General features: G+C 58.7%; 14 protein-coding genes. 10 read left to right on the top strand and 4 right to left on the bottom strand.

The genetic code is table 11. The annotated features are described in order from the left end of the window. Nucleotides 1-216: 216 nt before the first annotated feature. Both ACIPZF_RS10450 and gudD read left to right on the top strand, forming a co-directional pair. Nucleotides 217-1,569: an MFS transporter gene (locus ACIPZF_RS10450; RefSeq protein WP_400798576.1), complete on the top strand. Its 1,353-nt coding sequence runs from the start codon at nt 217-219 to the stop codon at nt 1,567-1,569. 19 nt (nt 1,570-1,588) lie between these two features. Next, on the top strand, nt 1,589-2,944 hold the full coding sequence (gene gudD, locus ACIPZF_RS10445) for a glucarate dehydratase (RefSeq protein ID WP_400798573.1): 1,356 nt from the start codon (nt 1,589-1,591) through the stop codon (nt 2,942-2,944). Between the two features lie 110 nt (nt 2,945-3,054). Here gudD and ACIPZF_RS10440 read toward each other — a convergent pair whose 3' ends face one another. Further along, nucleotides 3,055-3,942, bottom strand: coding sequence for a LysR substrate-binding domain-containing protein (locus tag ACIPZF_RS10440; RefSeq protein WP_400798571.1), 888 nt, complete (start codon nt 3,940-3,942; stop codon nt 3,055-3,057). A gap of 100 nt (nt 3,943-4,042) precedes the next feature. On the opposite strand from ACIPZF_RS10440, the gene ACIPZF_RS10435 reads away from it, so the two are divergent. From ACIPZF_RS10435 to ACIPZF_RS10400, 8 genes are all read left to right on the top strand, one after another. Continuing rightward, nucleotides 4,043-4,993, top strand: coding sequence for a 2-hydroxyacid dehydrogenase (locus ACIPZF_RS10435; protein ID WP_400798568.1), 951 nt, complete (start codon nt 4,043-4,045; stop codon nt 4,991-4,993). A 161-nt stretch (nt 4,994-5,154) separates the two neighbouring features. Continuing rightward, nucleotides 5,155-6,498 carry an MFS transporter gene (locus ACIPZF_RS10430; protein WP_400798565.1) on the top strand — a complete coding sequence of 448 codons (1,344 nt, stop codon included), beginning with the start codon at nt 5,155-5,157 and terminating at the stop codon, nt 6,496-6,498. Nucleotides 6,499-6,971: 473 nt separating this feature from the next. After that, nucleotides 6,972-8,363, top strand: a complete 1,392-nt coding sequence (gabP, locus tag ACIPZF_RS10425; protein ID WP_400798562.1) for a GABA permease — start codon at nt 6,972-6,974, stop codon at nt 8,361-8,363. Between the two features lie 239 nt (nt 8,364-8,602). Next, entirely contained in the window at nt 8,603-10,996 is a 2,394-nt protein-coding gene (locus ACIPZF_RS10420; RefSeq protein WP_400798559.1) for a TonB-dependent siderophore receptor, read from the top strand. A 922-nt stretch (nt 10,997-11,918) separates the two neighbouring features. Then, on the top strand, nt 11,919-13,478 hold the full coding sequence (locus ACIPZF_RS10415; protein ID WP_400798557.1) for a type I restriction-modification system subunit M: 1,560 nt from the start codon (nt 11,919-11,921) through the stop codon (nt 13,476-13,478). Next, entirely contained in the window at nt 13,475-14,755 is a 1,281-nt protein-coding gene (locus ACIPZF_RS10410) for a restriction endonuclease subunit S (protein ID WP_400798554.1), read from the top strand. The genes ACIPZF_RS10415 and ACIPZF_RS10410 overlap by 4 nt, the downstream gene beginning before the upstream one ends. Nucleotide 14,756: 1 nt before the next feature. Further along, complete coding sequence (locus ACIPZF_RS10405) at nt 14,757-15,908, top strand: anticodon nuclease (protein WP_400798552.1); 1,152 nt, start codon at nt 14,757-14,759, stop codon at nt 15,906-15,908. A 119-nt stretch (nt 15,909-16,027) separates the two neighbouring features. After that, complete coding sequence (locus tag ACIPZF_RS10400) at nt 16,028-19,126, top strand: type I restriction endonuclease subunit R (protein WP_400798918.1); 3,099 nt, start codon at nt 16,028-16,030, stop codon at nt 19,124-19,126. A gap of 291 nt (nt 19,127-19,417) precedes the next feature. Here ACIPZF_RS10400 and ACIPZF_RS10395 read toward each other — a convergent pair whose 3' ends face one another. From ACIPZF_RS10395 to ACIPZF_RS10385, 3 genes are all read right to left on the bottom strand, one after another. Continuing rightward, the gene (locus ACIPZF_RS10395) at nt 19,418-19,693 is read right to left on the bottom strand and encodes a hypothetical protein (protein ID WP_400798549.1); all 276 of its coding nucleotides are present in this window, start codon (nt 19,691-19,693) and stop codon (nt 19,418-19,420) included. Then, nucleotides 19,690-20,670 carry an integrase domain-containing protein gene (locus ACIPZF_RS10390; RefSeq protein WP_400798547.1) on the bottom strand — a complete coding sequence of 327 codons (981 nt, stop codon included), beginning with the start codon at nt 20,668-20,670 and terminating at the stop codon, nt 19,690-19,692. Before ACIPZF_RS10390 ends, ACIPZF_RS10395 begins: the two co-directional genes overlap by 4 nt. Nucleotides 20,671-21,613: 943 nt before the next feature. Next, nucleotides 21,614-22,870 carry an integrase domain-containing protein gene (locus ACIPZF_RS10385; protein WP_400798545.1) on the bottom strand — a complete coding sequence of 419 codons (1,257 nt, stop codon included), beginning with the start codon at nt 22,868-22,870 and terminating at the stop codon, nt 21,614-21,616. Nucleotides 22,871-23,037: the final 167 nt, after the last annotated feature.

The following is a 23,037-nucleotide window of genomic DNA, read 5'->3' as shown; positions in this document are numbered from 1 at the left end:
CATAAAAATATTTCTTGCCTTGTTTTTCCCTGCTGGCTGTTGATCTGTCTATCACGTTATCTGCGTTATCGCGTCAATATTGCTATTTATCAGCTTGTATTTTGTTAATTAGGCGACATTCGACATCTTGTCGTACAACTTCAGCGCGCATATGCTCCACCCCACTGTCATGTCAGACAACGACCCGCACAAAAACAATTAGTGGGAGATCCCCCAGTGAACGACACCCTCGCTCCGTCTGCCCGGAATGAAGGCGACGTGCTGGCCAGTGCCGTGGCCAAGGTCAAACGCCACGTCCTGCCGCTGTTCGTCATCATGTTCATCGTCAACTACCTCGACCGCGTCAACATCGGCTTCGTCCGCCCGCACCTGGAAAGCGACCTGGGCATCAGCGCCGCTGCCTATGGCTTCGGCGCCGGGCTGTTCTTCATCGGCTATGCGCTGTTCGAAGTGCCCTCCAACATGCTGCTGCAACGTGTCGGTGCCCGTTTGTGGCTGACCCGCATCATGTTCACCTGGGGGCTGGTGGCCACGGCCATGGCCTTCGTCCAGACCGAAACCCAGTTCTACGTGCTGCGCTTTCTGCTCGGCGTCGCCGAAGCCGGCTTCTTCCCCGGAGTGATCTACTACTTCACCCGCTGGCTGCCGGCCGCCGAGCGCGGCAAGGCGATTGCCATCTTCCTCAGTGGTTCGGCGCTGGCTTCGCTGATTTCCGGCCCGCTGGCCGGGGCGCTGATGCAGATCCAGGGGCTGGGCATGCACGGCTGGCAGTGGATGCTGTTCATCGAAGGCATGGCTTCGGTCATCCTGTGCTTCTTCGTGTTCTTCTGGCTCGACTCCAAACCGCATGATGCCAAGTGGTTGAGCAAAGCCGAACAAGACGCGCTGGTCGATACCATCGACCGCGAGCAGCGTGAGCGCGAGGCCATCGGCACGGTCAAACCGTCGTCCTGGAGCCTGCTCAAGGATCGCCAGATCGTGCTGTTCTGCCTGATCTACTTCTGCATCCAGCTGACCATCTATGCCGCGACCTTCTGGCTGCCGAGCATCATCAAGCGCATGGGCGACCTCAGCGACCTGCAGGTCGGCTTCTTCAACTCGATCCCGTGGCTGATCTCGATCCTGGCCATGTATGCCTTCGCCGCAGGCTCCGTGCGCTGGAAATTCCAGCAGGCCTGGGTGGCCGGCGCCCTGGTGATCGCGGCCATCGGTATGTTCATGTCGACCACCGGCGGCCCGGTGTTCGCCTTCGTCGCGGTGTGCTTTGCCGCCATCGGTTTCAAGTCGGCTTCGTCGCTGTTCTGGCCGATCCCCCAGGGCTATCTGGATGCACGCATCGCCGCAGCGGTGATCGCCCTGATCAACTCGGTCGGCAACCTCGGCGGCTTCGTCGCACCCACTACCTTCGGCCTGCTGGAGCAGCAGACCGGGTCGATCCAGGGCGGGCTGTATGGCCTGGCCGTGACTTCGGTGCTGGCCGCCATCGCCGTGTTCTTCGTCCGCCTTCGCCCCAAGGGCGCCCCTTCCAATGAGCTCAAGGCGCCCACGGCGCTGAGCCAGAACCACTGATGACTGCGAGATAACAACCATGAATATGCAGACGACTCCCGCACTCCACACCAGCACGCCCGTAGTCACCGACCTGCGCGTGATCCCGGTGGCCGGCCATGACAGCATGCTGCTCAACCTCAGTGGTGCTCACGGCCCGTTCTTCACCCGCAACGTCGTGGTGCTGCGTGACAGCGCTGGCAACACGGGCCTTGGCGAAGTGCCCGGTGGCGAGAAGATCCGCCAGACCTTGGAAGACGCCCGCAGCCTGGTGGTCGGCCAGCCGATCGGCCATTACCAGCGCGTGCTCAATGCCATGCGCCAGACCTTCGCCAACCGCGACGTCGCGGGCCGCGGCCTGCAGACCTTCGACCTGCGTATCACCGTGCACGCGGTGACGGCCATTGAATCGGCACTGCTCGACCTGCTCGGCCAGCACCTCAACGTGCCGGTCGCAGCGTTGCTCGGCGAAGGTCAGCAGCGCGACGCGGTGAAGATGCTCGGCTACCTGTTCTACATCGGCGACCGCCAGCAGACCGACCTGGCCTACCGCAACGAAGCCGATGCCGATGACGACTGGTTCCGCGTGCGCCACGAAAAGGCCCTGACACCCGAGGCCGTGGTACGCCTGGCCGAGGCGGCCGAGCAGCGTTATGGCTTCAGCGACTTCAAGCTCAAGGGCGGCGTGCTGCGCGGTGAAGAGGAAATGGAAGCGGTCACGGCCCTGGCCGAACGCTTCCCCGAAGCGCGCATCACCCTCGACCCCAACGGCGCCTGGTCACTGAAGGAAGCCATCGCCCTGTGCCGCGACAAGCACGATGTGCTGGCTTACGCCGAGGACCCGTGCGGCGCCGAGAACGGCTATTCGGGCCGTGAAGTGATGGCCGAATTCCGCCGCGCCACCGGGCTGCCGACTGCCACCAACATGATCGCCACCGACTGGCGGCAGATGGGCCATGCGATTCAGCTGCAGTCGGTCGACATCCCCCTGGCCGACCCGCATTTCTGGACCATGCAGGGTTCGGTGCGGGTGGCGCAGATGTGCAACGACTGGGGCCTGACCTGGGGCTCGCATTCCAACAACCACTTCGATATCTCGTTGGCGATGTTCACCCAGGTGGCGGCAGCGGCGCCGGGCGAGATCACCGCCATCGACACCCACTGGATCTGGCAGGACGGCCAGCGCCTGACCCGCGAGCCGCTGCGTATCGTCGATGGGCATGTACGTGTGCCGGAGCGGCCGGGGCTGGGGGTTGAGCTGGATGAAGACCAGCTGGCCAAGGCCCATGAGTGCTACCGCAACATGGGGCTGGGGGCGCGGGATGATGGGGTGGCGATGCAGTTCTTGATTCCGGGGTGGACGTTCGATAACAAACGGCCTTGCCTGGTGCGCTGAAGCTAAGGGCCTCTTCGCGGGCAAGCCCGCTCCCACAGGTCAAACACAGGTTTCAAGGCTTGTGGAGAACTTGTGGGAGCGGGCTTGCCCGCGAAAGGGCCGGCCCTGACTCACCCCGCTTCAAAAAAAGCCCGCGCCATCGCCACGAACGCCCCCAACACCGGATTGGGGTTATCCCGGCAATACGCCAAAAAGATCTCCGCCTGCTGATCCGTCCCCACCAGCGGCCTGAACACCACCTGCTCCAGCCGCAACGCCTGCGCCGAAGCCGGCACCACCGCACAGCCCAACCCCACATTCACCAACCCCAAAATCGAATGCGTCTGCCCCAGTTGATGAAGATACCGCGGCTGCACCTCGTGCCGGGCAAACAGGTTGGCGATGCGGTCATGGAAGTAACGCCCTTCGCTGGCGCTGTACATCACGAACGGCTGGTCATCGAAATCGCTCGGCCTGAGCCGCTCGCGCGCCGTCAGCGCATGCCCGGCGGGGAGGGCGGCGACGAAGGGCTCGCGGTGGATCGGCAGGTATTCCACGCGGGCACTGGGCAGCACCTGACGCACCAGGCCGACATCGATCAGGCCGGCTTCCAGGTCATGCACCTGAGTGGAAGAGATGCGCTCGCTGAGCACCAGTTCGATGTCGGGCACCGTCTGCCCCGCATGCACCAGCAGGCGCGGAATCATGCTGTAGGCGCCTACCGCAGTGAAGCCCAACGTCAACCGCCCAGCCTCGCCGTGGGCAATGCGCCGCGCCGACTGGCTGGCCGATTCGGCGATCTGCAGCACCCGCCGCGCATCCTCCAGAAAGCTCTGACCGGCCAAGGTGAGCCGCGCCTGGCGGTTGTTGCGTTCGAGCAGCAGTACCCCGAGCGAATGTTCCAGCAGCTGGATCTGCCGGCTCAGTGGCGGCTGGGTCATGTGCAGGCGGGTGGCGGCGCGGCCGAAATGCAGCTCTTCGGCAACGGCCACGAAGCAGCGCAACTGATGCAGCTCCATGATTCAATTCCTGAATTATTCGATCCAGTATCTATATTAGACCTGTATCAAATGCCGGCCTAGCATCGAGTGACGACTTAGGAACTGCCGGATGCCAACGATGAACCACGACACCGTCGAACTGTTGCTCACTCAACCTGTCCCGGAGGCCATCGATGCGCAGTTGGTCAATGCCTATCGAGTGCACCGCCTGTACCAGCATGACAACCCGCAACAGCTGCTCGATGAAGTTGGCCCGCGCATTCGCGGCGTGGTCACCGGTGGCGCCAAGGGCCTGAGCAACGCTCTGATGGATCAGCTGCCTGCGCTGCAGATCATCGCCATCAGTGGCATCGGCACCGACGCCGTGGACCTGCGTCACGCTGCCAGCCGAGGCATTCATGTGACCACTACTCCGGGCGTGCTCACGGCTGATGTGGCCGACATGGCCATGGGGCTGATCCTCAGTACCCTCCGCCGCCTGGGCGAGGGCGAGCGGCTGGTGCGCGATGGCTTGTGGGGCACGGTCAACTTGCCACTGGCGCGCAAGGTCAGCGGTATCGCGCTGGGTATCGTGGGCCTCGGGCGAGTCGGAAAGGCGATTGCCCGTCGCGCTTCTGCTTTCGACATGCGCATCGCCTACAACGGCCGGCGCGAACAACCCGGCTGTGGCTACCGCTTCGAGGCTGACCTGGTGGCACTGGCGCGTTCGGTGGATGTACTGGTGGTCGCCGCTTCGGCTGATGGCGGCCAGGTGCTGGTGACTGCCGAGGTGCTCGATGCGCTGGGGCCTCAGGGGTACTTGATCAACGTGGCGCGCGGCAAGTTGGTGGATGAGCAGGCACTGGTCGAGGCGTTGCGCGAGCAGCGCATTGCTGGCGCCGGCCTGGATGTATTCGTCGATGAACCCCATGTGCCGCCCGCGTTGCTTGACCTCAACCAGGTCAGCCTGCAACCGCACCGTGGCAGCGCCACCCTGCAGACCCGGCTGGAGATGGGGCAGATGGTGGTGGTCAACCTGGCGGCCTGTTTCCGTGGTGAGGTGCCGCCGAATCGGGTGATCGGCCTTTAGGGCCTCTTCGCGGGGCGAGCCCGCTCCCACAGTAAATTGCACTGACCTTGTGGGAGCGGGCTTGCCCCGCGAAGAGGCCGGCACCAGCACCACAAGGCCCCAAGGCCACACCTTCTCTGCACAAAAACAATCGCTCCCCATGAGGAGCAAAGAGGGTCCACATGAACAGCAAATCCGCCGTCGCCGCTCCGCAGGCCGTGGCCGGGATCGGCCGCCATCGTTTCATGATCCTGGCGCTGATCTTCGTCATCACCGTGATCAACTACGCCGACCGCGCCACCCTGTCGATCACCGGCACCCAGGTGCTCGCCGACCTCGGCCTCGACCCGGTCATGCTCGGCATGATCTTCTCCGCGTTCGCCTGGGCCTACGCGCTCGGCCAGGTACCCGGTGGCTGGCTGCTGGACCGCTTCGGTGCGCGCCGGGTGTATGGCATCAGCTTGATCCTCTGGTCGCTGTTCACCCTGCTGCAGGGCACGGTGGGTTGGATGGGCCTGGCCGGCGTGTCGGCTGCGGTGGCGCTGTTCTCCATGCGCTTTATGCTCGGCCTCGTGGAGGCCCCGGCGTTCCCGGCCAACTCGCGCATCGTCAGTTGCTGGTTCCCCACCCGCGAACGCGGCACCGCTTCGGCGCTGTTCAACTCGGCGCAGTACATGGCGGTGGTGGTGTTCGCGCCGCTGATGGCGTGGATGACCCACACTCTGAGCTGGGAGCAGGTGTTCGTCTGGATGGGCGTGCTCGGCCTGCTGCTCAGCGTGGTGTGGTTTCGCCTTTATCACGAGCCGCACAGCGCACCAGGCCTCAGCCGTGAAGAGCTCGACTACATGCGCGAAGGCGGCGCCCTGGTCGACCTGGAACAGGAACGCAAGACGGCCAAGAGCAAGCCGACCCGCGCCGAGATCGCGCAGCTGTTCACCAGCCGCAACCTGTGGGCGGTGTACCTGGGCCAGTACTGCATCACCGCGCTCACCTACTTCTTCATCACCTGGTTCCCGATCTACCTGATCAAGGGCCGCGGCATGACCATCATGGAAGCCGGCTGGGTCGCCGCGCTGCCGGCCATCTGCGGCTTCACCGGCGGCATCCTCGGCGGCTTCGTCTCAGACTGGCTGATCCGCCGTGGCGTGCACCCGTCCAAGGCGCGCAAGACCCCCTTTGTGATCGGCATGGCGTTGTCCACCAGCCTGGTGCTGGCCAACTACGTCGACAGCAACGCCGCCGTGATCGCCATGATGACCCTGGCCTTCTTCGGCAAGGGCCTGGCGGCGGTGGGCTGGGCGGTGCTGTCGGATGTGGCGCCGAAGAAAATGGTCGGCCTGTGCGGTGGCGTGTTCAACGGCATCGGCAACGTCGCCGGCATCGTCACCCCGCTGGTGATCGGCTATGTGGTAGCCAGCACCGGCTCGTTCCACAACGCACTCTGGTTCGTGGCCGCCCATGGCGTGCTGGGGATCATCGCTTACCTGTTGCTGGCCCGGCGCTTCGAGCGTACCGGGCAGGCGTAGGCAGACGCCTTGGCAACAGAGGCCCCGGGAGACCGGGGCTTTTTTGTGGGTGGTGAAATTTGCGTTGGCTGGGCCGGCCTCTTCGCGGGGCAAGCCCGCTCCCACAGGAATCGCCACAACCCTTGTGGGAGCGGGCTTGCCCCGCGAAGAGGCCGGCCCGCACAACGCATATCCGGTTGAAAAACGAAACCTCCAAACGGCCAGCAGGCGCGTTTGGATATGCCAATCACGACATCTGGCGTTTCTGGAAAAGCGCTGTCGTGATCGAACAGTTCCGAGGCGTTCTCGTGTAATTTCCCACAGCCTCACGAGGCTTAAATGAACCCCGAACCGCATTGGCGCCTTGCGCTGTGACGCGTGCCAAGGATCAACAACAGCGCGCAAACAAGGTGTCGACTTATTGATTTCAAAGGAGATATTTTCGCCTACGCCTGCCCGTCCTTCCTTGTGTCAGCAAAAAGAGAACAACATCAATGAACACCGTGGGATCTGATGGCAACCTTGCGCAAGGTTTCAAGCCACGTCATGTAACGATGCTGTCCATCGCGGGCATCATCGGTGCCGGACTTTTCGTCGGCTCCGGGCACGCCATCGCGGCGGCCGGGCCAGCCACCATCGTTTCGTATTTCGTCGCTGGCACCCTGGTGGTGCTGGTCATGCGCATGCTCGGCGAAATGGCCGTGGCGCACCCTGACACCGGCTCGTTCTCCACCTACGCCGACCAGGCCATCGGCCGCTGGGCCGGCTACACCATCGGCTGGTTGTATTGGTGGTTCTGGGTATTGGTAATCCCCATTGAGGCATTGGCCGCCGGGCATGTGCTCAACGCTTGGTTCCCCCAGGTGGACAGCTGGATCTTCGCCCTGGCCTCAGTGCTGCTGCTGGCCTGCACCAACCTGTTCAGCGTGGCCAAGTACGGCGAGTTCGAGTTCTGGTTCGCCATTCTCAAGGTCACGGCAATCCTGGCCTTCATCGGTTTGGGCTTCGCCGCGCTGATGGGCTGGCTGCCCAACCGCGAAGTCAGCGGGTTGAGCGGGCTGATGAAAGACTACGGCGGCTTCACCCCGAACGGCTGGTCGGCCGTGATCGGGGCGTTCATCACCGTGATGTTCAGCTTCATCGGCACCGAAGCGGTGACCATCGCCGCCTCGGAATCCAGCGACCCATCGCGCAACATCGCCAAGGCCACGCGCTCGGTGATCTGGCGCATCAGCACCTTCTACATCCTGTCGATCTTCGTGATCATCTCGATCGTGCCGTGGAACGATCCGCAGCTGGCGGTGGTGGGTTCGTACCAGCGCGCGCTGGAAATCATGAACATCCCCAATGCGGCCTTCATGGTCGACCTGGTGGTGCTGGTGGCGGTGACCAGCTGCATGAACTCGTCGATCTACATCGCTTCGCGGATGATGTATTCGCTGGCCAAGCGCGGCGACGCCCCGGCCTTCCTCAACAAGACCTCCAAGGTCGGCGTGCCCCGCGCCGCCGTGTTCGGCAGCACCCTGATTGGTGCGGCCATCGCCATCCTCAATTACTTCGCGCCCAAGGGCGTGTTCGAGTTCCTCCTGGCCAGCTCTGGCGCCATCGCGTTGCTGGTGTACCTGGTCATCGCCATCTCGCAGCTGCGCATGCGCCGCCGCCTGGAGCGCGAGAATGCCGAGCTGAAGTTCCGCATGTGGCTGTTCCCGTGGCTGACCTGGGCGGTGATCCTGTTCATTGCCGGGGCGCTGGCGGTGATGATGTATACGCCGGAGCATCGTGCGGAAGTGAGTGCGACGTTGGGGTTGGCGATCGTGATTTCATTCCTTGGGATCGTCACTTCGCGGGGGCATGCGCAGGGGGTGGGGGTGCGGTCGTTGGGGTGATTGGGTTTTGCCAGCACAGCAATTGTCTCATCACCGGTGAGACAATTGCTGTGCTGGTGCTAACGGCGTGGAGTGCCTAAGTGTAGTCCCATCCCAGTGGGAGCGGCTTCAGCCGCGAAGGATGCGACGCAAACCACAAATTAACTGAAAATAAATGAGGTGCTTTCTCATTCTCGTCCGACCTCTACAAAAGGCCGGAATACAGGCCAGTCCGCCGACACCCTCCACGGAGCGAGAGAATGAGTTCTACCCCGGTTTCACAGCGCCATCCTTTGAATCGTGCCCTGCACGCTGCGCTCTTTGGTTTGATGGTCAGCGGCTATGCAATGCCATCGCTTGCCCAACCCCAGGCAGCGGACCGCAACAACCCGCTCAAGCAGTGGAACATCCCGGCCGGCCCGCTGGCTCCCGCGCTTGACCGCTTTGCCCGCGAGGCGGGCATCAGCCTGTCGTTCGATGCGCAAAACGTCGCCAACCGCAGCACCCAGGGCGTGCACGGCGCGCTGGACACCTCGGCTGCGTTGTCGTCGCTGCTGCAGGGCACCGAGCTGCAGCTCGAACCGCAAGGCCCGAATGCCTATCTGGTGATTCCGCAAACCAAACCTAACGGCCCCCTCGAATTGGGTGCGACCGAGGACTACCGTCTGGCCCCGGTCATCATCAATGCCAAGGTCAAGGCCAGTGCCGACGATGACATCAACTCGGTCGTCGCCAAGGAGCTGTGGGTAGGCGGCAAAGTCGCAACCAGCATCCTCAACACCCCAGCGTCGGTGTCTGTGGTGACCCGCAAGGAAATGGAACAGCGCAGCGTCAGCACCACCGAAGAAGCCCTGCAATACACCCCCGGCGTGGTCAGCGACTACTACGGCTCCGACGACCGCAACGATTACTTCCTGATCCGCGGCTTCCAGGCCACCACCTACCGTGACGGCCTGACCCTCAGCTCCATGCGCGGTGTGCGCGAAGACCCATACGCCTACGAGCGCATCGAAATCCTGCGCGGCGCCAACTCCACCCTGTTCGGCCCGGCAGACCCCGGCGGCTCGGTGAACTTCGTGACCAAGCAACCGCGCTTCGAGAAGTTCGGCCAAGGCTACGTCACCTACGGCTCCTACGACCACGCCGAAACCGGCATCGACGTCGGCGACGCCCTGAACGACGATCAAACCCTGGCCGGCCGCTTCACCGCCAAGATGCAGAACAGCGACCGCGAGTACGACCACTCCCAGGACGACAACCGCTTCATCATGGGCGGCCTGACCTGGGCCCCGACCGACTACACCTCCGCCACCATGGTGCTGGACTACCTCAAGACCAACAGCTCCCCCAACAGCGGCGGCTACCCGCTGGACAAGGAATACGACCGCAGCGACTTCTTCGGAGAGCCCAGCTACAACTTCCACGACGTCGAACGCACCAGCCTCAGCGGCAACATCACCCACGACTTCGACAACGGCTTCGTCCTGCGCAGCAACCTGCGCTACAGCGAGCTGACCGACGATTTCGGCTACGCCTACCTGAGCGACAGCCCGACGCGCGTTGGCACCACCATCCCACGCTACATCTTCGGCACCGACAGCGACGCCGACCAGCTCAACGGCAACCTGATGCTGCAGTACGACGCTCAGTTCGAGCACATCGACAGCAGCACGCTGGTGGGTGTCGAGTACCTGGATTCGACCACCACCCAAAGCTCCGTCTACGGCCTGGCGCCCTCCATCGACATCGCCAACCCCGTATTCACCGGCGTGCCAGGCGGGGCAACGCCCTACACCCGCAAGAAGAACGACGCCACCACCAAGGCCGTTTTCCTGCAGCAGAACCTGTCGTTCTACGACCGCGTGATCGCCACCGCCGGTGTGCGTAACGACTCGATGGACCTGTCCAGCAAGGAATACATCGGCGCTGCGGGGACTGAGAAAGACAACTTCTCCGAAACCTCCTACCGCGCGGCGCTGACTTACATCGTCAACGATGAGGTGTCGACCTACGTGAGCATGGTCGAGTCCGTCTCGCCGCCACAGGTTGGCGTGACACCACAGACCGGCAAGCAGTATGAAGTGGGCGTGAAGTACTCGCCCATGGGCATGGATGCACTGTTCTCTGCCGCTGTTTATGACCTGACCCAGGAGAACGTCACCATCGCCGTGGTGTTGCCGAGCGGCATCATCGAACAGCAGACCGTGGGTGAGTCCCGCGTGCGGGGGCTGGATCTGGAAGCCAAGGCGCAGCTGACTCAGGAGATCAGCCTGATCGGGGCGTATTCCTATATGGAGTCCGAGGTGGTGCGTGGGACGTTGCGCAGTGGTGCTTCGCTCAAGGGGAATGAGTTTACGACGGCGCCGAAGCATACGGCTTCGTTGTGGAGCTACTACGACGTGCCGGGGACTGACGTGAGCGTTGGACTGGGGGCGCGGTATGTGGGGGCTTACTACATGGATGCGGCCAATACCAAGAAGAGTGATGGGACTACGTTGTTTGATGCGGCGCTGAATTATCGGATTGCCAAGGGGACGGACCTGGCGCTGAATGTGAGTAATTTGTTTGATGAGCAGCATGTGGTGGGGTCGGGGACGGCGAATTACTACAACCCGGGGCGGGAGGTTACGGCTAAGGTTAGTTATAGCTGGTAGGACTGGGGGGAGCGTGATGCCCGCTGTGCGGTGGGCATTGCGTGAGATGGCGTAGATTGCAGGCACAAAAAAAGACGCCCGAGAGCGTCTTTTTCTTTTTCGGATTTGGTGGGCCGGGGTAATTTGAAACAACTCGGTATCTATTTGTTTTTTCTGGTTAACAATTTATTGGTCAGCTAGCTTGGAATACCAGTTGGAACGCTGCGTGGTCTGGATTCCGATGGACGGAACTTTTTGAGCTCCGCCCTCAGAAACGAATCGGGATCGAATCTCTCTAGGAAATGGTCGCGCTGTTGATTGTTACCCCTACGCGTACTATGTCCCCACTCGCAGGCACATTCACTATTGCGATACATAGGCCCATCTCTGCGATCAGTCCCCACGCTTGATCAGCAGGCGCCTTTACCGGGTCAGCTTCGGTCAGCGGCAACGCAGACGGGGAGCCGCTTATTCCCAAGTGCCTTCAGATGTGTGGTGTCGGTCACGTCTCAAAAGATGTCTTCAAAACGAAGACCGGTACCGAAAATGATCTTTCGAGACCGTCTCATCTGGATAAACTCGCCCAAGTTTGCGACGTGCACAAGCGTGGAGCTGAGCAAGAAAACTCGGGCTACCCTCCGCCCACCCTTAGAGGGCAGATCCTTACGCTGGCAGGGAAAAGCAAGAGAAACGGTATCGGCATTCATCCACACGGCAGGTGGTTTCCCTACGCCATCAAGTCGTAAAAGTCAACGTGTTTTGGTGGGTATGTTATTGATTGTAGGGTACAAAGAAAGCCCACGGCAGTATATCTGATTGAAGAGAGCACATAGAATGAGCATCTGTGTGCCAACGTCGACTCGACACGCACATAACACGATCCAGGTCAGGTCCGAATGCTACGGAATGACCATGTAAACCGCATTGAAACAGGATAAGCAGTATGACCAGTGCCCAACAGCGTTACACCCTGCACCGTCAGATCTGGGCCATCGCCAATGACGTGCGTGGCGCCGTCGATGGCTGGGATTTCAAGCAGTACGTGCTTGGCACCCTGTTCTACCGTTTCATCAGCGAGAACTTCATCGACTACATCACCGGCGGCGACAGCGCGGTTAATTACGCGGCGATGGAGGATGATGATCCGCTAATCGCCGCCGCCAAAGATGACGCCATCAGGACTAAGGGCTATTTCATTGCCCCCAGCCAATTGTTCAGCAACGTGGTCGCCAAGGCGAGCAGCAACGACAGCCTGAATACCGATCTGGCGCGAATCTTTGCCGCTATTGAGAGCTCGGCCAGCGGCTACGCTTCCGAGCAGGACATCAAGGGTCTGTTCGCTGACTTCGACACCACCAGCAACCGCCTGGGCAATACCGTTGCCGACAAAAACAAGCGTTTGGCGGATGTACTCAAGGGTGTGAGCAAGCTGGAGCTTGGCACTTTCGATGCCAGTCACATCGACTTGTTCGGCGACGCCTACGAGTTTCTTATATCCAACTACGCGGCCAATGCCGGTAAATCCGGCGGCGAATTCTTTACCCCGCAGCATGTGTCGAAGTTGATCGCCCAGTTGGCGATGCACAAGCAGACCAGCGTCAACAAGATCTACGACCCAGCTTGCGGCTCCGGCTCGCTGCTACTGCAGGCGAAAAAGCATTTCGACGCCCATGTCATCGAAGATGGGTTCTTCGGCCAAGAGGTGAACCATACCACCTACAACCTGGCGCGGATGAACATGTTTCTGCACAACATTAACTATGACAAGTTCAACATTCAGCTTGGCGACACGCTGCGCGCCCCGCACTTCGGGGACGACAAACCCTTCGACGCCATCGTCTCCAATCCGCCGTATTCGGTGAAGTGGATCGGCAGCGACGACCCCACGCTGATCAACGACGACCGCTTTGCCCCGGCCGGCGTGCTGGCGCCCAAGTCCAAGGCGGACTTTGCATTCGTGTTGCATGCACTGAGCTACCTTTCAAGCAAGGGCCGCGCGGCTATCGTCTGCTTCCCCGGCATCTTTTACCGCAGTGGCGCCGAACAGAAGATCCGCCAATACCTGGTGGACAACAATTATGTGGAGACGGTTATCTCGCTAGCGCCCAACCTGTTCTTCGGTACTACCATCGCCGTGAATATTCTGGTGCTGTCCAAACACAAGCTGGACACCACCATTCAGTTCATCGACGCCAGCGCGCTGTTCAGGAAAGGTACCAACAACAACCTGCTAGAAGACGCGCATATTGCGCAGATCATGCAGGTGTTTGACAGCAAAGCGAGCGTCGAACACTTCGCGCAATCGGTGTCGCTGGAAAAGGTGGCCGGTAATGACTACAACCTGTCGGTCAGCAGTTATGTTGAAGCCAGAGAAACCCGCGAGGTGGTGGATATCGTCCAGCTCAATGCGGAGCTGAAAGCCACCGTCGCCCGGATTGCGCAGCTGCGCACTGAGATCGAAGCCATCGTGGCGCAGATCGAAGGCGAGGAGCTGGAGGCATGAGTGGCGTGGATTTTTTGGATAAGCTGCTGGATGGAGTAGCAGTGGAGTGGAAGTCAGTTGCAGAGGTATTCCACTTGAGAAACGGCTATACGCCGTCAAAATCCAATAGCGACTACTGGAAGAGTGGTACTATTCCTTGGTTTAGAATGGAAGATATCCGTCAGAACGGTCGGATACTTGGTGACGCACTTCAAAAAATTTCAAAAGAAGCTGTAAAAGGAGGAAGGCTGTTCCCGGCCAATTCAATTGTCATTGCAACTTCTGCAACGATCGGTGAGCACGCACTTGTTACTGTCCCGCACTTGGCCAACCAAAGGTTTACTTGTTTGGAGTTGAGATCTGAGTTTGTTAATGATCTCGACATGAAGTTTATTTTTTATTACTGCTTCTTGCTTGCTGCTTGGTGCAAAAAAAATACGACGACGTCTAGTTTTTCCTCGGTGGATATGGACGGCTTTAGGAAATTTAAAATTCCATTGCTTTCGCCAAGTGATCCTAAAAAATCTTTGGAAATACAAGCCGAAATTGTCCGGAAATTGGATGCCTTTACCGAGCTTACCGCCGAGCTTACTGCCGAGCTTACCGCCCGCAAAAAGCAATATAACTACTACCGCGATCAGTTGTTGAGTTTTGAAGGCGGGGAGGTAAGTTGGAAGGCGTTGGGAGATATTGGCGAGTTCATTCGCGGTAAGCGATTTACAAAGGCTGATTACGTCGAAGAAGGCATTCGTGTCATCCACTACGGTGAAATTTACACCCGATATGGTGTATGGGCGGACCACGCATTTTCAAAGGTTCGAGATGACATGGCTAGTTCGCTGCGCTATGCGGAGCCGGGTGATGTTATCTTGGCCGGCGTCGGCGAAACGGTGGAAGATGTTGGCAAGGCTGTTGCGTGGCTAGGAACTCAGAGCGTGGCCATTCACGACGATAGTTATGCTTTTCGCCACTCAATGAATCCTAAGTATGTTTCCTATGCGATGCAAACGGCTTCATTCAATTCTCAGAAGACTAAGCATGTGTCTAGCGGGAAAGTTAAACGCATACTCATTGAGGGTTTTAAAAAAGAAGTTCGTATTCCTGTTCCATACCCCGATGATCATGAAAAATCGCTTGCAGAACAGTCTCGTATCGTAGCTACTCTTGACAAGTTTGACACGTTCATCAACTCCATCAGCGGTGGCTTGCCCCGGGAGATCGAACTGCGCCAGAAGCAATACGAGTATTATCGCGATCTGCTGCTGAGCTTCCCCAAGCCGGAAGAGACGGTGGCCTGAAATGAGCAAGACGTTGACCGAGATCGCCGAGCAGTTAAAAAACGCCAATAAGAAGGTGCAGCTGATCTATGCCTTCAACGGCACGGGCAAGACGCGCCTGTCGCGCGAGTTCAAGCAGTTGGTCGCTAAGGGCGACGGTGAAGAGGCGTTTGATCCACCGGCGGCGTCGCGCCACAAAGTCATCTACTTCAATGCTTTTACCGAAGACCTGTTCTATTGGGATAACGACTTGGCGCTGGATGCCGAGCCCAAGCTGCGGATTCAGCCCAACTCATTCACGGACTGGCTGCTCGCGATGCTTCGTGACCTAGGGCAGGACGGCAACATTGTTAGGTACTTCCAACATCACACAAGCGACAAACTGACCCCGCATTTTAGTGCAGACTTTTCGGAAGTCACTTTTTCGCTGGAGCGCGGTGATGACGAAGGCTCGGGGAATCTCAAGATTTCCAAGGGTGAAGAAAGCAATTTCATATGGAGTATTTTTTACACGTTGCTTGAACAGGTCGTCAGCACACTCAATGTGCCTGAGCCGGAGGACCGTGAGACGCGGGAGTTCGATCAGTTGGAGTACGTGTTCATCGATGACCCGGTGAGTTCACTGGACGAAAACCATCTTATCGAGCTGGCGGTCAATCTTGCAGGGCTGATCAAGGCCAGTCCTTCGGACCTGAAATTCGTCATCACCACCCACAGCCCGCTTTTCTACAACGTGCTGCACAATGAGCTTGGCCTCAACAAGGGTGGCAAAAAAGAGGGTTGCTATTTACTGGGCCGTCTCGAGGACGGCAGCTTTGATCTGTGCGTCAAATACGGCGACTCCAACAAGAGTTTTTCTTACCATCTCCACTTGCGGCAGACCCTTGAGCAGGCGATTGCAGCTGGCCTGGTACAGCGCTACCACTTCACCCTGCTGCGCAACCTCTACGAAAAAACCGCCAGCTTTCTGGGTTATCCGCAATGGTCCGCGCTTTTGCCTGGCGACAAGCAGGCTTACCTGAACCGCATTATGCAGTTCACCAGCCACAGCACGCTGTCCAATGAGAGCGTCACTGAGCCAACCCCGCAGGAAAAGCAGACGGTCAAGTTGCTGCTGGACCATCTGCTGGCCAACTATGGCTACTGGCAGGAAGAAGAGGCGTCAGGTGTCTGAGTGCATGGGCGTCAGCTCATTCATCACCAGGGACATTCCGCTGGCCGTGCATTCGCAATTGCCCACAGTGGAGGAAGTTGAAAGCGAACTCGCACAGGGATATGGGGAGACCTCAAGCAATGACTGATTACAAGACCATCGCCGAGTCCAACACCTTCATCGTGCTCGACAGGTACGCCAGAGAATGGAAAGTTGCAGAGAGTTACCAGAGCGAAGGCGATCTGGAGCGCGAGTTCATCCAGGATCTGGTCAATCAAGGCTATGAGCATTCCACCGGGTTGAAGACGATGCCGGCGCTACTGGCCAATGTGCGCACGCAGTTGCAGGCGTTGAACAGCGTCGAATTTTCCGACGCCGAGTGGGCGCGCTTCGTGGAAAGCTGGTTGGACAAGCCCAGCGAAAGCATCCTCGACAAGACCCGCAAAGTCCACGACGACCATGTGCATGATTTCGTGTTCGATGACGGGCGCATCCAGAATATTTACCTGCTGGACAAGAAGAACCTGGCACGCAACAAGATGCAGGTCATCAAGCAGTTCGAGCAGGCAGGCAGCCACGCCAACCGTTATGACGTGACGATTCTGGTCAATGGTCTGCCGCTGGTGCAGGTGGAGTTGAAAAAACGTGGCGTGGCGATACGCGAAGCCTTCAATCAGGTGCACCGCTACAGCAAGGAGAGCTTCAATATCGAGCATTCGCTGTTCAGGTATCTGCAGCTGTTCGTGATCTCCAATGGCACCGATACGCGCTACTTCGCCAACACCACGCAACGCAACAAGCACAGTTTCGACTTCACCATGAACTGGGCGCAGGCCGACAACAGCCCGATCAAGGATCTGAAGGACTTTACCGCGACCTTCTTCCAGAAGCGCACTCTGCTCGATGTACTGCTCACCTATTCGGTGTTCGACGTCAGCAACACCCTTCTGGTGATGCGCCCATACCAGATTGCCGCCACCGAGCGCATCTTGTGGAAGATCCGCAGTTCCTGGCAGGCCAAGCGTTGGAATAGCACCGAGGGCGGCGGTTATATCTGGCACACTACCGGATCGGGCAAGACGCTGACCAGCTTCAAGGCTGCGCGCTTAGCCACCGAGCTGGAGTTCATCGACAAAGTATTCTTTGTGGTGGACCGCAAGGATCTGGATTACCAGACCATGAAGGAGTACCAGCGTTTTTCACCCGACAGCGTTAATGGCTCGGAGAGCACGGCGGGCCTCAAGCGCAACCTGGACAAGAACGACAACAAGATCATCGTCACCACCATCCAGAAGCTCAACAACCTAATGAAGAGCGAAGGCGACCTGCCGGTGTTCCACCAGCAGGTGGTTTTCATCTTCGACGAGTGCCACCGCAGCCAGTTTGGCGAGGCGCAGAAGAATCTAGAGAAGAAGTTCAAGCGCTTCTATCAGTTCGGCTTCACCGGTACGCCGATCTTCCTGAAAAATGCGCTGGGCGCCGATACAACCGCCAGCGTGTTTGGGCGCGAGCTGCATTCCTATGTAATCACCGATGCTATCCGTGACGAGAAGGTGCTCAAGTTCAAGGTGGACTACAACGATGTCCGTCCACAGTTCAAGGCTCTGGAAACCGAGCAGGACGAGAAGAAGCTCAGCGCCGCGGAGAACCGCCAGGCGTTGCTCCACCCCACGCGCATCCGGGAAATTTCGCAGTATCTGCTCACGCATTTTCGCCAGAAGACCCATCGTTTACAGGGAGCAAACAAGGGCTTCAATGCCATGTTCGCGGTTAGCAGTGTCGATGCCGCCAAGTCGTACTATGAGACGCTGCAGAAGCTGCAGGAAGACAGCGACAAGCCGCTGCGCATCGCTACCATCTTCTCCTTCGCCCCCAATGAAGAACAGGACGCCGTTGGCGACATCGTCGATGAGAGCTTCGAAGTGTCGGCGATGGATAGCACCGCTAAAGAGTTCCTGAGCGCGGTGATTGCTGATTACAACGCGCTGTTCAAAAGCAATTTCGGCGTGGACAGCAAGGGCTTCCAGAACTACTACCGCGACCTGGCGAAGCGCGTGAAGGGTCAGGACATCGACCTGCTGATCGTGGTCGGCATGTTCTTGACCGGCTTCGATGCGCCAACGCTGAACACGCTGTTCGTCGACAAAAACCTGCGCTATCACGGTCTGATCCAGGCCTATTCACGCACCAACCGCATCTTCGATGCCACCAAGACTTTCGGCAATATCGTCACCTTCCGCGATCTCGAGCAGGCTACGGTCGACGCCATCACGCTGTTCGGTGACAAGAACACGCGCAACGTGGTGTTGGAAAAAAGTTACAAACAGTACATGGAGGGCTTCACTGACGCGCTGACCGGTGAGGCGCGGCGTGGGTTCATGGATGTGGTGACGGAGCTGGAGCAACGTTTTCCCGACCCTGCCAACATCATCAAGGAATCGGAGAAGAAAGATTTCGCCAAGTTATTCGGCGAGTACCTACGCGTAGAAAACGTGTTGCAGAACTACGACGAGTTTGCGGCGCTGAAGGCGTTGCAAACAGTCGATATCAGCGACCCGCAGGCCGTGGAAGCATTTAAGCTCGAACACCACCTGGATAACGAGAAGCTTGCCGAGCTGCAGACCATCCGCCTGCCTGCCGAGCGCAAGGTGCAGGACTATCGCTCCACCTACAATGACATCCGGGATTGGCTGAGGCGCGAGAAAGCGGGCAACGAAGTAAGAGAGTCCGCTATCGACTGGGACGATGTGGTGTTCGAGGTGGACCTGCTCAAGTCCCAGGAAATCAATCTAGATTACATCCTTGAGCTGATCTTCGAGAAGAACAAGAAGGTCAATGACAAGGCGGTACTGGTCGAGGAGATGCGCCGGGTGATTCGCGCGAGCCTGGGCAATCGCGCCAAAGAAAGTCTGGTGGTGGACTTCATCAACCAGACCGATCTGGACCGGATTGATGACAAGGCTAGCGTGTTCGATGCTTTTTACACTTTCGCCCAGTCAGAACAGCGGCGCGAGGCGCATGAACTGATCAGCGATGAGGAGCTGAATGAAGTGGCAGCGAAACACTACATTGCCATTTCACTAAAGCGGGAGTTTGCTAGTGATCATGGAACTGAGCTCAGTTCCGTTTTACCTAAGATGAGCCCACTTAATCCGGCTTACTTGGCAAAAAAACAAAGCGTCTTTCACAAAATTGCTTTTTTTGTCGATAAGTTCAAGGGTGTTGGAGGGCAAATTTAATGGGCGACCTGTTTGCGTTCCCATGCCTAATATTTGGAGTGCTGGAATGACTGTCATAACACGGCCTACTAGCGGCTCGTAGGCTGCCGCGAGTCCCCTATTCGTCTTCACAGACCTGTTGGGGACTTCGAAGAATAGCAGCTTGGCGCGGGTGACTGCCTTGGCTCCTAGCGATGACGGCGAGATTCGGGAGGGCGTAGTTAACAGTGGCGTCGAGCTTGGCAGCTTAGGCGCGCAGTCTTGCGGTCCTGACCGAAGGGTCTCTATGGGGGCGATAGCAGCGGGTCTCACTCAGAGATTGAAATCCCATGTTTTTTGTAATCGACGAGCGAGCAGCCGCACGGTCAGCAAATAGTAATACCGTGTTGCATTGCTGCGTCGATTTAGGCGATGTTCGAGAAACCAGGTCACATGCTTTCGCCGCCAAACCCAGGGCGTCTCTCGCTTCCAGCGTTCTGCGATGTCAGCTTGGATAATTTTCGCCTGTCGTAAATGGCGTTGCCGTGTTGCTTGCGACCCGGTCAGCACGCCAGCCAAGAACAGCTCCATATCGAATGGCTTACTCATGCCCGCCCACCAATGTAAGCCGCGACCACGTCAATTCGACCATGCCCCAGTTCATGGCTGATTTTCCTCCGGGCCTCACGATCAAGTCTCCTATCAACCAGGTAACATTGGCCGCCGTTGATAGGCGCGCGGTGTTGGGTGATTTGCTCATAGCGCTCACAAGCGTATGCCGCCCGTAGCTCATGGAAGCCTTTGAGGTTGTGGCTATGGAGGATGTCCCGCGCTGGGCGAATGACTTCTTGCAGAAGGTTCATGTAGCTTTCGCGTGGCTCAATCAGGTTGCGGCTACTCGCAGGTGAAACCCGCCGTGCAAACTTAAGTGCATTTCGAACATGGCCGTCCACCGCAATCCAACGCGGCGCCGAAACACCGGCGCGACCGCCTTTGGTACCATCCTGAATATTAATCCTACCTAGCTCATTGGCTTCACGGCTCAAGCGTGGCAGGTCGGCCAAGATGGCCTCCCGCAAGCGCATGCCGGTGGCTCGCGCTAACAGAACAATCGCGGCGGCCCGTGCATAATGTTGGCCGCAAAGCGCATCGACGATTTGGTGTATCTGTTCGCGGTCTTGGCCCTGCGGCACCGAATGACGAACCCTGGTGCGCTGCATAACCAACGCCTTGCTCGGACTTAGCAATTTGACGTACTGATCACCGCGAAGCGCCGCCATGGTCCTGTTAACACTGGATAGCCGGTTTTGTGCGGTGCTGACGGCGAGGTCACCGCGCCTTACCACTTCAAGTAGATACGCCGCGTAGTCGGCCAACACTTTGCGATCAATCTGCCGCGCATCATTGATGCCGGGCCCCTGTTCGGAGCGGCACCATTTCACGAATGCCTGCCACCGATCACAGTGTGCCTTCACCGTGCCGTAGTGGCCGCCGCCGAACATGTCTTTCAGCGCTTGCGGACCTGCGTAGCTCAATTGCCTGCCGTAGCCGAAATTACGGCCATCTCGTTTACTCACCAATGCCATGTCGGTCACCTCATCGTCCGCTCTTCGATCCTCGCCCCACGTCATCCCGCCAAGAATGTTGAGTGTTATCAGGGATCAAGGCCCCTGCGACCTGTGGGGAATGTCCTCTTCGCGGGACTGGCGACTCCTTACGTCCGGGAGCAAGGGCATCTCATGATCTGGCCTCCTGAGCACCGTTACCGGTGGGCGGGTGGAGGCCGCGCTGGCTGACGAGACCAGCGCCTGAAAGATCCTGAGCCGGGTGAACGCAGCAATGCGATGACCGGGGCATGCCTGACTGTCAGTCAGGTGCAGTCCATTCCCTGGTCTGCGGCACCATCATCTGCATGGCTGTTGCTGGTGACATCGGCGTTTGTCACGCCAATTGTCACGAGGGGAATTGCCGCTGAGCCATGTGCGATCAGGGCTGCAGCAGTGTCAGGAGCGCCCGTCTCTTTCCAGTGAAAGAGACGGGCGCAGGTTGGCGCACGCGAAATGGCCAAGCGGATAGGTTGCTGCTGAGCAGATGGGTAGGGTGGTTGCCGCAGGGGCAACGATATTGAGTGGGCGTCCATCACATGGGTAGTGACCGTACGAGCTGCCGGACGCGAATCGTACTTGCGGGTGAACCACCGCGGGAGCGGCGTGACCTATAAGGCTCGGGTCACCTGGGGTGCTGTCATCGACAGCCTTTGCACGGCCAGTTCTACGCCTATGGATAAACCCGGTCAAGGGCCGAAATTAAGCGCCCTTGAGGACGTGAAAAGCGGTTATCCATCGGTGGAATTACTTGGTAAATCCCGGACAACGTCGTGGCTTTTAGCTCTTCAAAATGAGGTCCATCCAAACAGGGCGGCTTTGCAGCCCTGTTCGGATGGACCCGCGCTGAGAAGCAGATAAGCGAGGCTGCTTGCCCCGAATCTTGGACGCTCAGTTGTTTCCGCAATTCTTGCGCCGTACAGAGCTAGCGGATCGGCACCACGTTCTTGTCTCTGACTTGGCCGTACGCTGAGGCGAGCAGGCTGCCGGTGGCGGCTTTCTGGATGTACTCACTCCACCAGGCCATCATCGGGCGCCGGCGCTCGATGTAGTCGGCTCGGTTGTAGGCGCTGCGCACCTCATCCTTGTCGACATGCGCCAGGGCTACCTCGATGAGCTCAGGATCCCAGCCATGTTCATTCAATATGGTGCTAGCCATCGAGCGCATGCCATGGCTGACCAACCGATCCTGGAACCCCATACGTTTCAACGCCATGTTGGCCGTCTGGCTATTGGCATGGGTGCGTGGATTTCTATCGGCCGTGAAGACGTATTCGCGATGTCCGCTGTGTGTCTTCAATGACTCCAACAGTGCGACAGCATGATCACTCAGCGGGATGCTGTGTGGGCGGCGCTTCTTCATCCGCTCCGGTGGGATAGTCCAGACACGCCTTTCAAAGTCGATGTCTGCCCAGCGTGTGGTCGCCGCCTCGGCGGGGCGAGTCATCGTGTGCAACTGCCATTCGATCAGGCAGCGGGTCGTGCGTTTGATGCTGGCGTTCGCGATCTCCAGCATGAGCTCGGGGAGCTCTTCGGGTGGAAGCGCGGCCATGTTCTCTTTCTTGGGCTTCTTGAATACTGCCCGAATGCCGGTGAGCGGGTTGGCGAAGATCAGGCCGGAATTTACGCCGTAGGTCATGATCTCGTTTAGTCGCTGGCTAAGTCGCTTGACCGTTTCCAAGCTGCCTTTCGCTTCGATTGGACGAAGCAATGCGATCACCATCGGCGCGGTGATTTTCACCAGTGGTGTCGTCCTCAAGTCGGGGAACACGTGCAGCGTGAGCGACCGCCAAATGTCCTCGGCATAGGCCGGGGTCACCGAGTCTTTCTTGAGCTCGAACCAGGCGGTGGCCACGTTCTCAAAGGTGTGTTCCGTTTCTGCACGCTTGGCTTCATTCAGCGTGTTGCGCTGCACCTTCGGATCAATGCCTTGAGCGAGCAGCTCGCGGGCTTCGACTGCCTTCTTTCGTGCGTTCGCCAGTGACAGTTCGGGATAGGTCCCGAAGCCGATGTTGATACGCTTCTTGGTCACAGGTTCGCGGTAGTTGAAATTCCACAGCAACGAGCCATTGCTGCGTACTCGGAGCTGCAAACCGTCACCGTCCGTGAGGACGTAATCCTTGGACGCGGGTTTGACTCCCTTGAGCTGTCGATCGGAGAGGCGGAGGTTTTGAGCAGGCATGAGATTGTCCTCAGGCACTGATTCGGTATTCCAAAGATTAGCACCGGATGAGGTGGAATACCGTCTGGAATACCTGAGTGGCTGGAACTCAAAAACTCTCAAAAGACCGCAAAAGCGCTGGAAGCCGCGTATTTACTGGATCGCAGGCACAAAAAAAGACGTCCGTG

Source organism: Pseudomonas sp. NPDC089752 (assembly GCF_044748725.1).
Taxonomy (GTDB): domain Bacteria; phylum Pseudomonadota; class Gammaproteobacteria; order Pseudomonadales; family Pseudomonadaceae; genus Aquipseudomonas.
This window is presented reverse-complemented; position numbering and strand designations above follow the sequence as displayed.

What these genes read in the sequence shown, in the direction of transcription:
- ACIPZF_RS10400 (WP_400798918.1), top strand. Translation starts at nt 16,028, where the DNA reads ATGACTGATTACAAGACCATCGCCGAGTCCAACACCTTCATCGTGCTC.
- gabP (WP_400798562.1), top strand. Translation starts at nt 6,972, where the DNA reads ATGAACACCGTGGGATCTGATGGCAACCTTGCGCAAGGTTTCAAGCCA.
- ACIPZF_RS10430 (WP_400798565.1), top strand. Translation starts at nt 5,155, where the DNA reads ATGAACAGCAAATCCGCCGTCGCCGCTCCGCAGGCCGTGGCCGGGATC.
- ACIPZF_RS10395 (WP_400798549.1), bottom strand. Translation starts at nt 19,693, where the DNA reads ATGAGTAAGCCATTCGATATGGAGCTGTTCTTGGCTGGCGTGCTGACC.
- ACIPZF_RS10420 (WP_400798559.1), top strand. Translation starts at nt 8,603, where the DNA reads ATGAGTTCTACCCCGGTTTCACAGCGCCATCCTTTGAATCGTGCCCTG.
- ACIPZF_RS10415 (WP_400798557.1), top strand. Translation starts at nt 11,919, where the DNA reads ATGACCAGTGCCCAACAGCGTTACACCCTGCACCGTCAGATCTGGGCC.
- ACIPZF_RS10440 (WP_400798571.1), bottom strand. Translation starts at nt 3,942, where the DNA reads ATGGAGCTGCATCAGTTGCGCTGCTTCGTGGCCGTTGCCGAAGAGCTG.
- gudD (WP_400798573.1), top strand. Translation starts at nt 1,589, where the DNA reads ATGAATATGCAGACGACTCCCGCACTCCACACCAGCACGCCCGTAGTC.
- ACIPZF_RS10405 (WP_400798552.1), top strand. Translation starts at nt 14,757, where the DNA reads ATGAGCAAGACGTTGACCGAGATCGCCGAGCAGTTAAAAAACGCCAAT.
- ACIPZF_RS10390 (WP_400798547.1), bottom strand. Translation starts at nt 20,670, where the DNA reads ATGGCATTGGTGAGTAAACGAGATGGCCGTAATTTCGGCTACGGCAGG.
- ACIPZF_RS10410 (WP_400798554.1), top strand. Translation starts at nt 13,475, where the DNA reads ATGAGTGGCGTGGATTTTTTGGATAAGCTGCTGGATGGAGTAGCAGTG.
- ACIPZF_RS10385 (WP_400798545.1), bottom strand. Translation starts at nt 22,870, where the DNA reads ATGCCTGCTCAAAACCTCCGCCTCTCCGATCGACAGCTCAAGGGAGTC.
- ACIPZF_RS10435 (WP_400798568.1), top strand. Translation starts at nt 4,043, where the DNA reads ATGAACCACGACACCGTCGAACTGTTGCTCACTCAACCTGTCCCGGAG.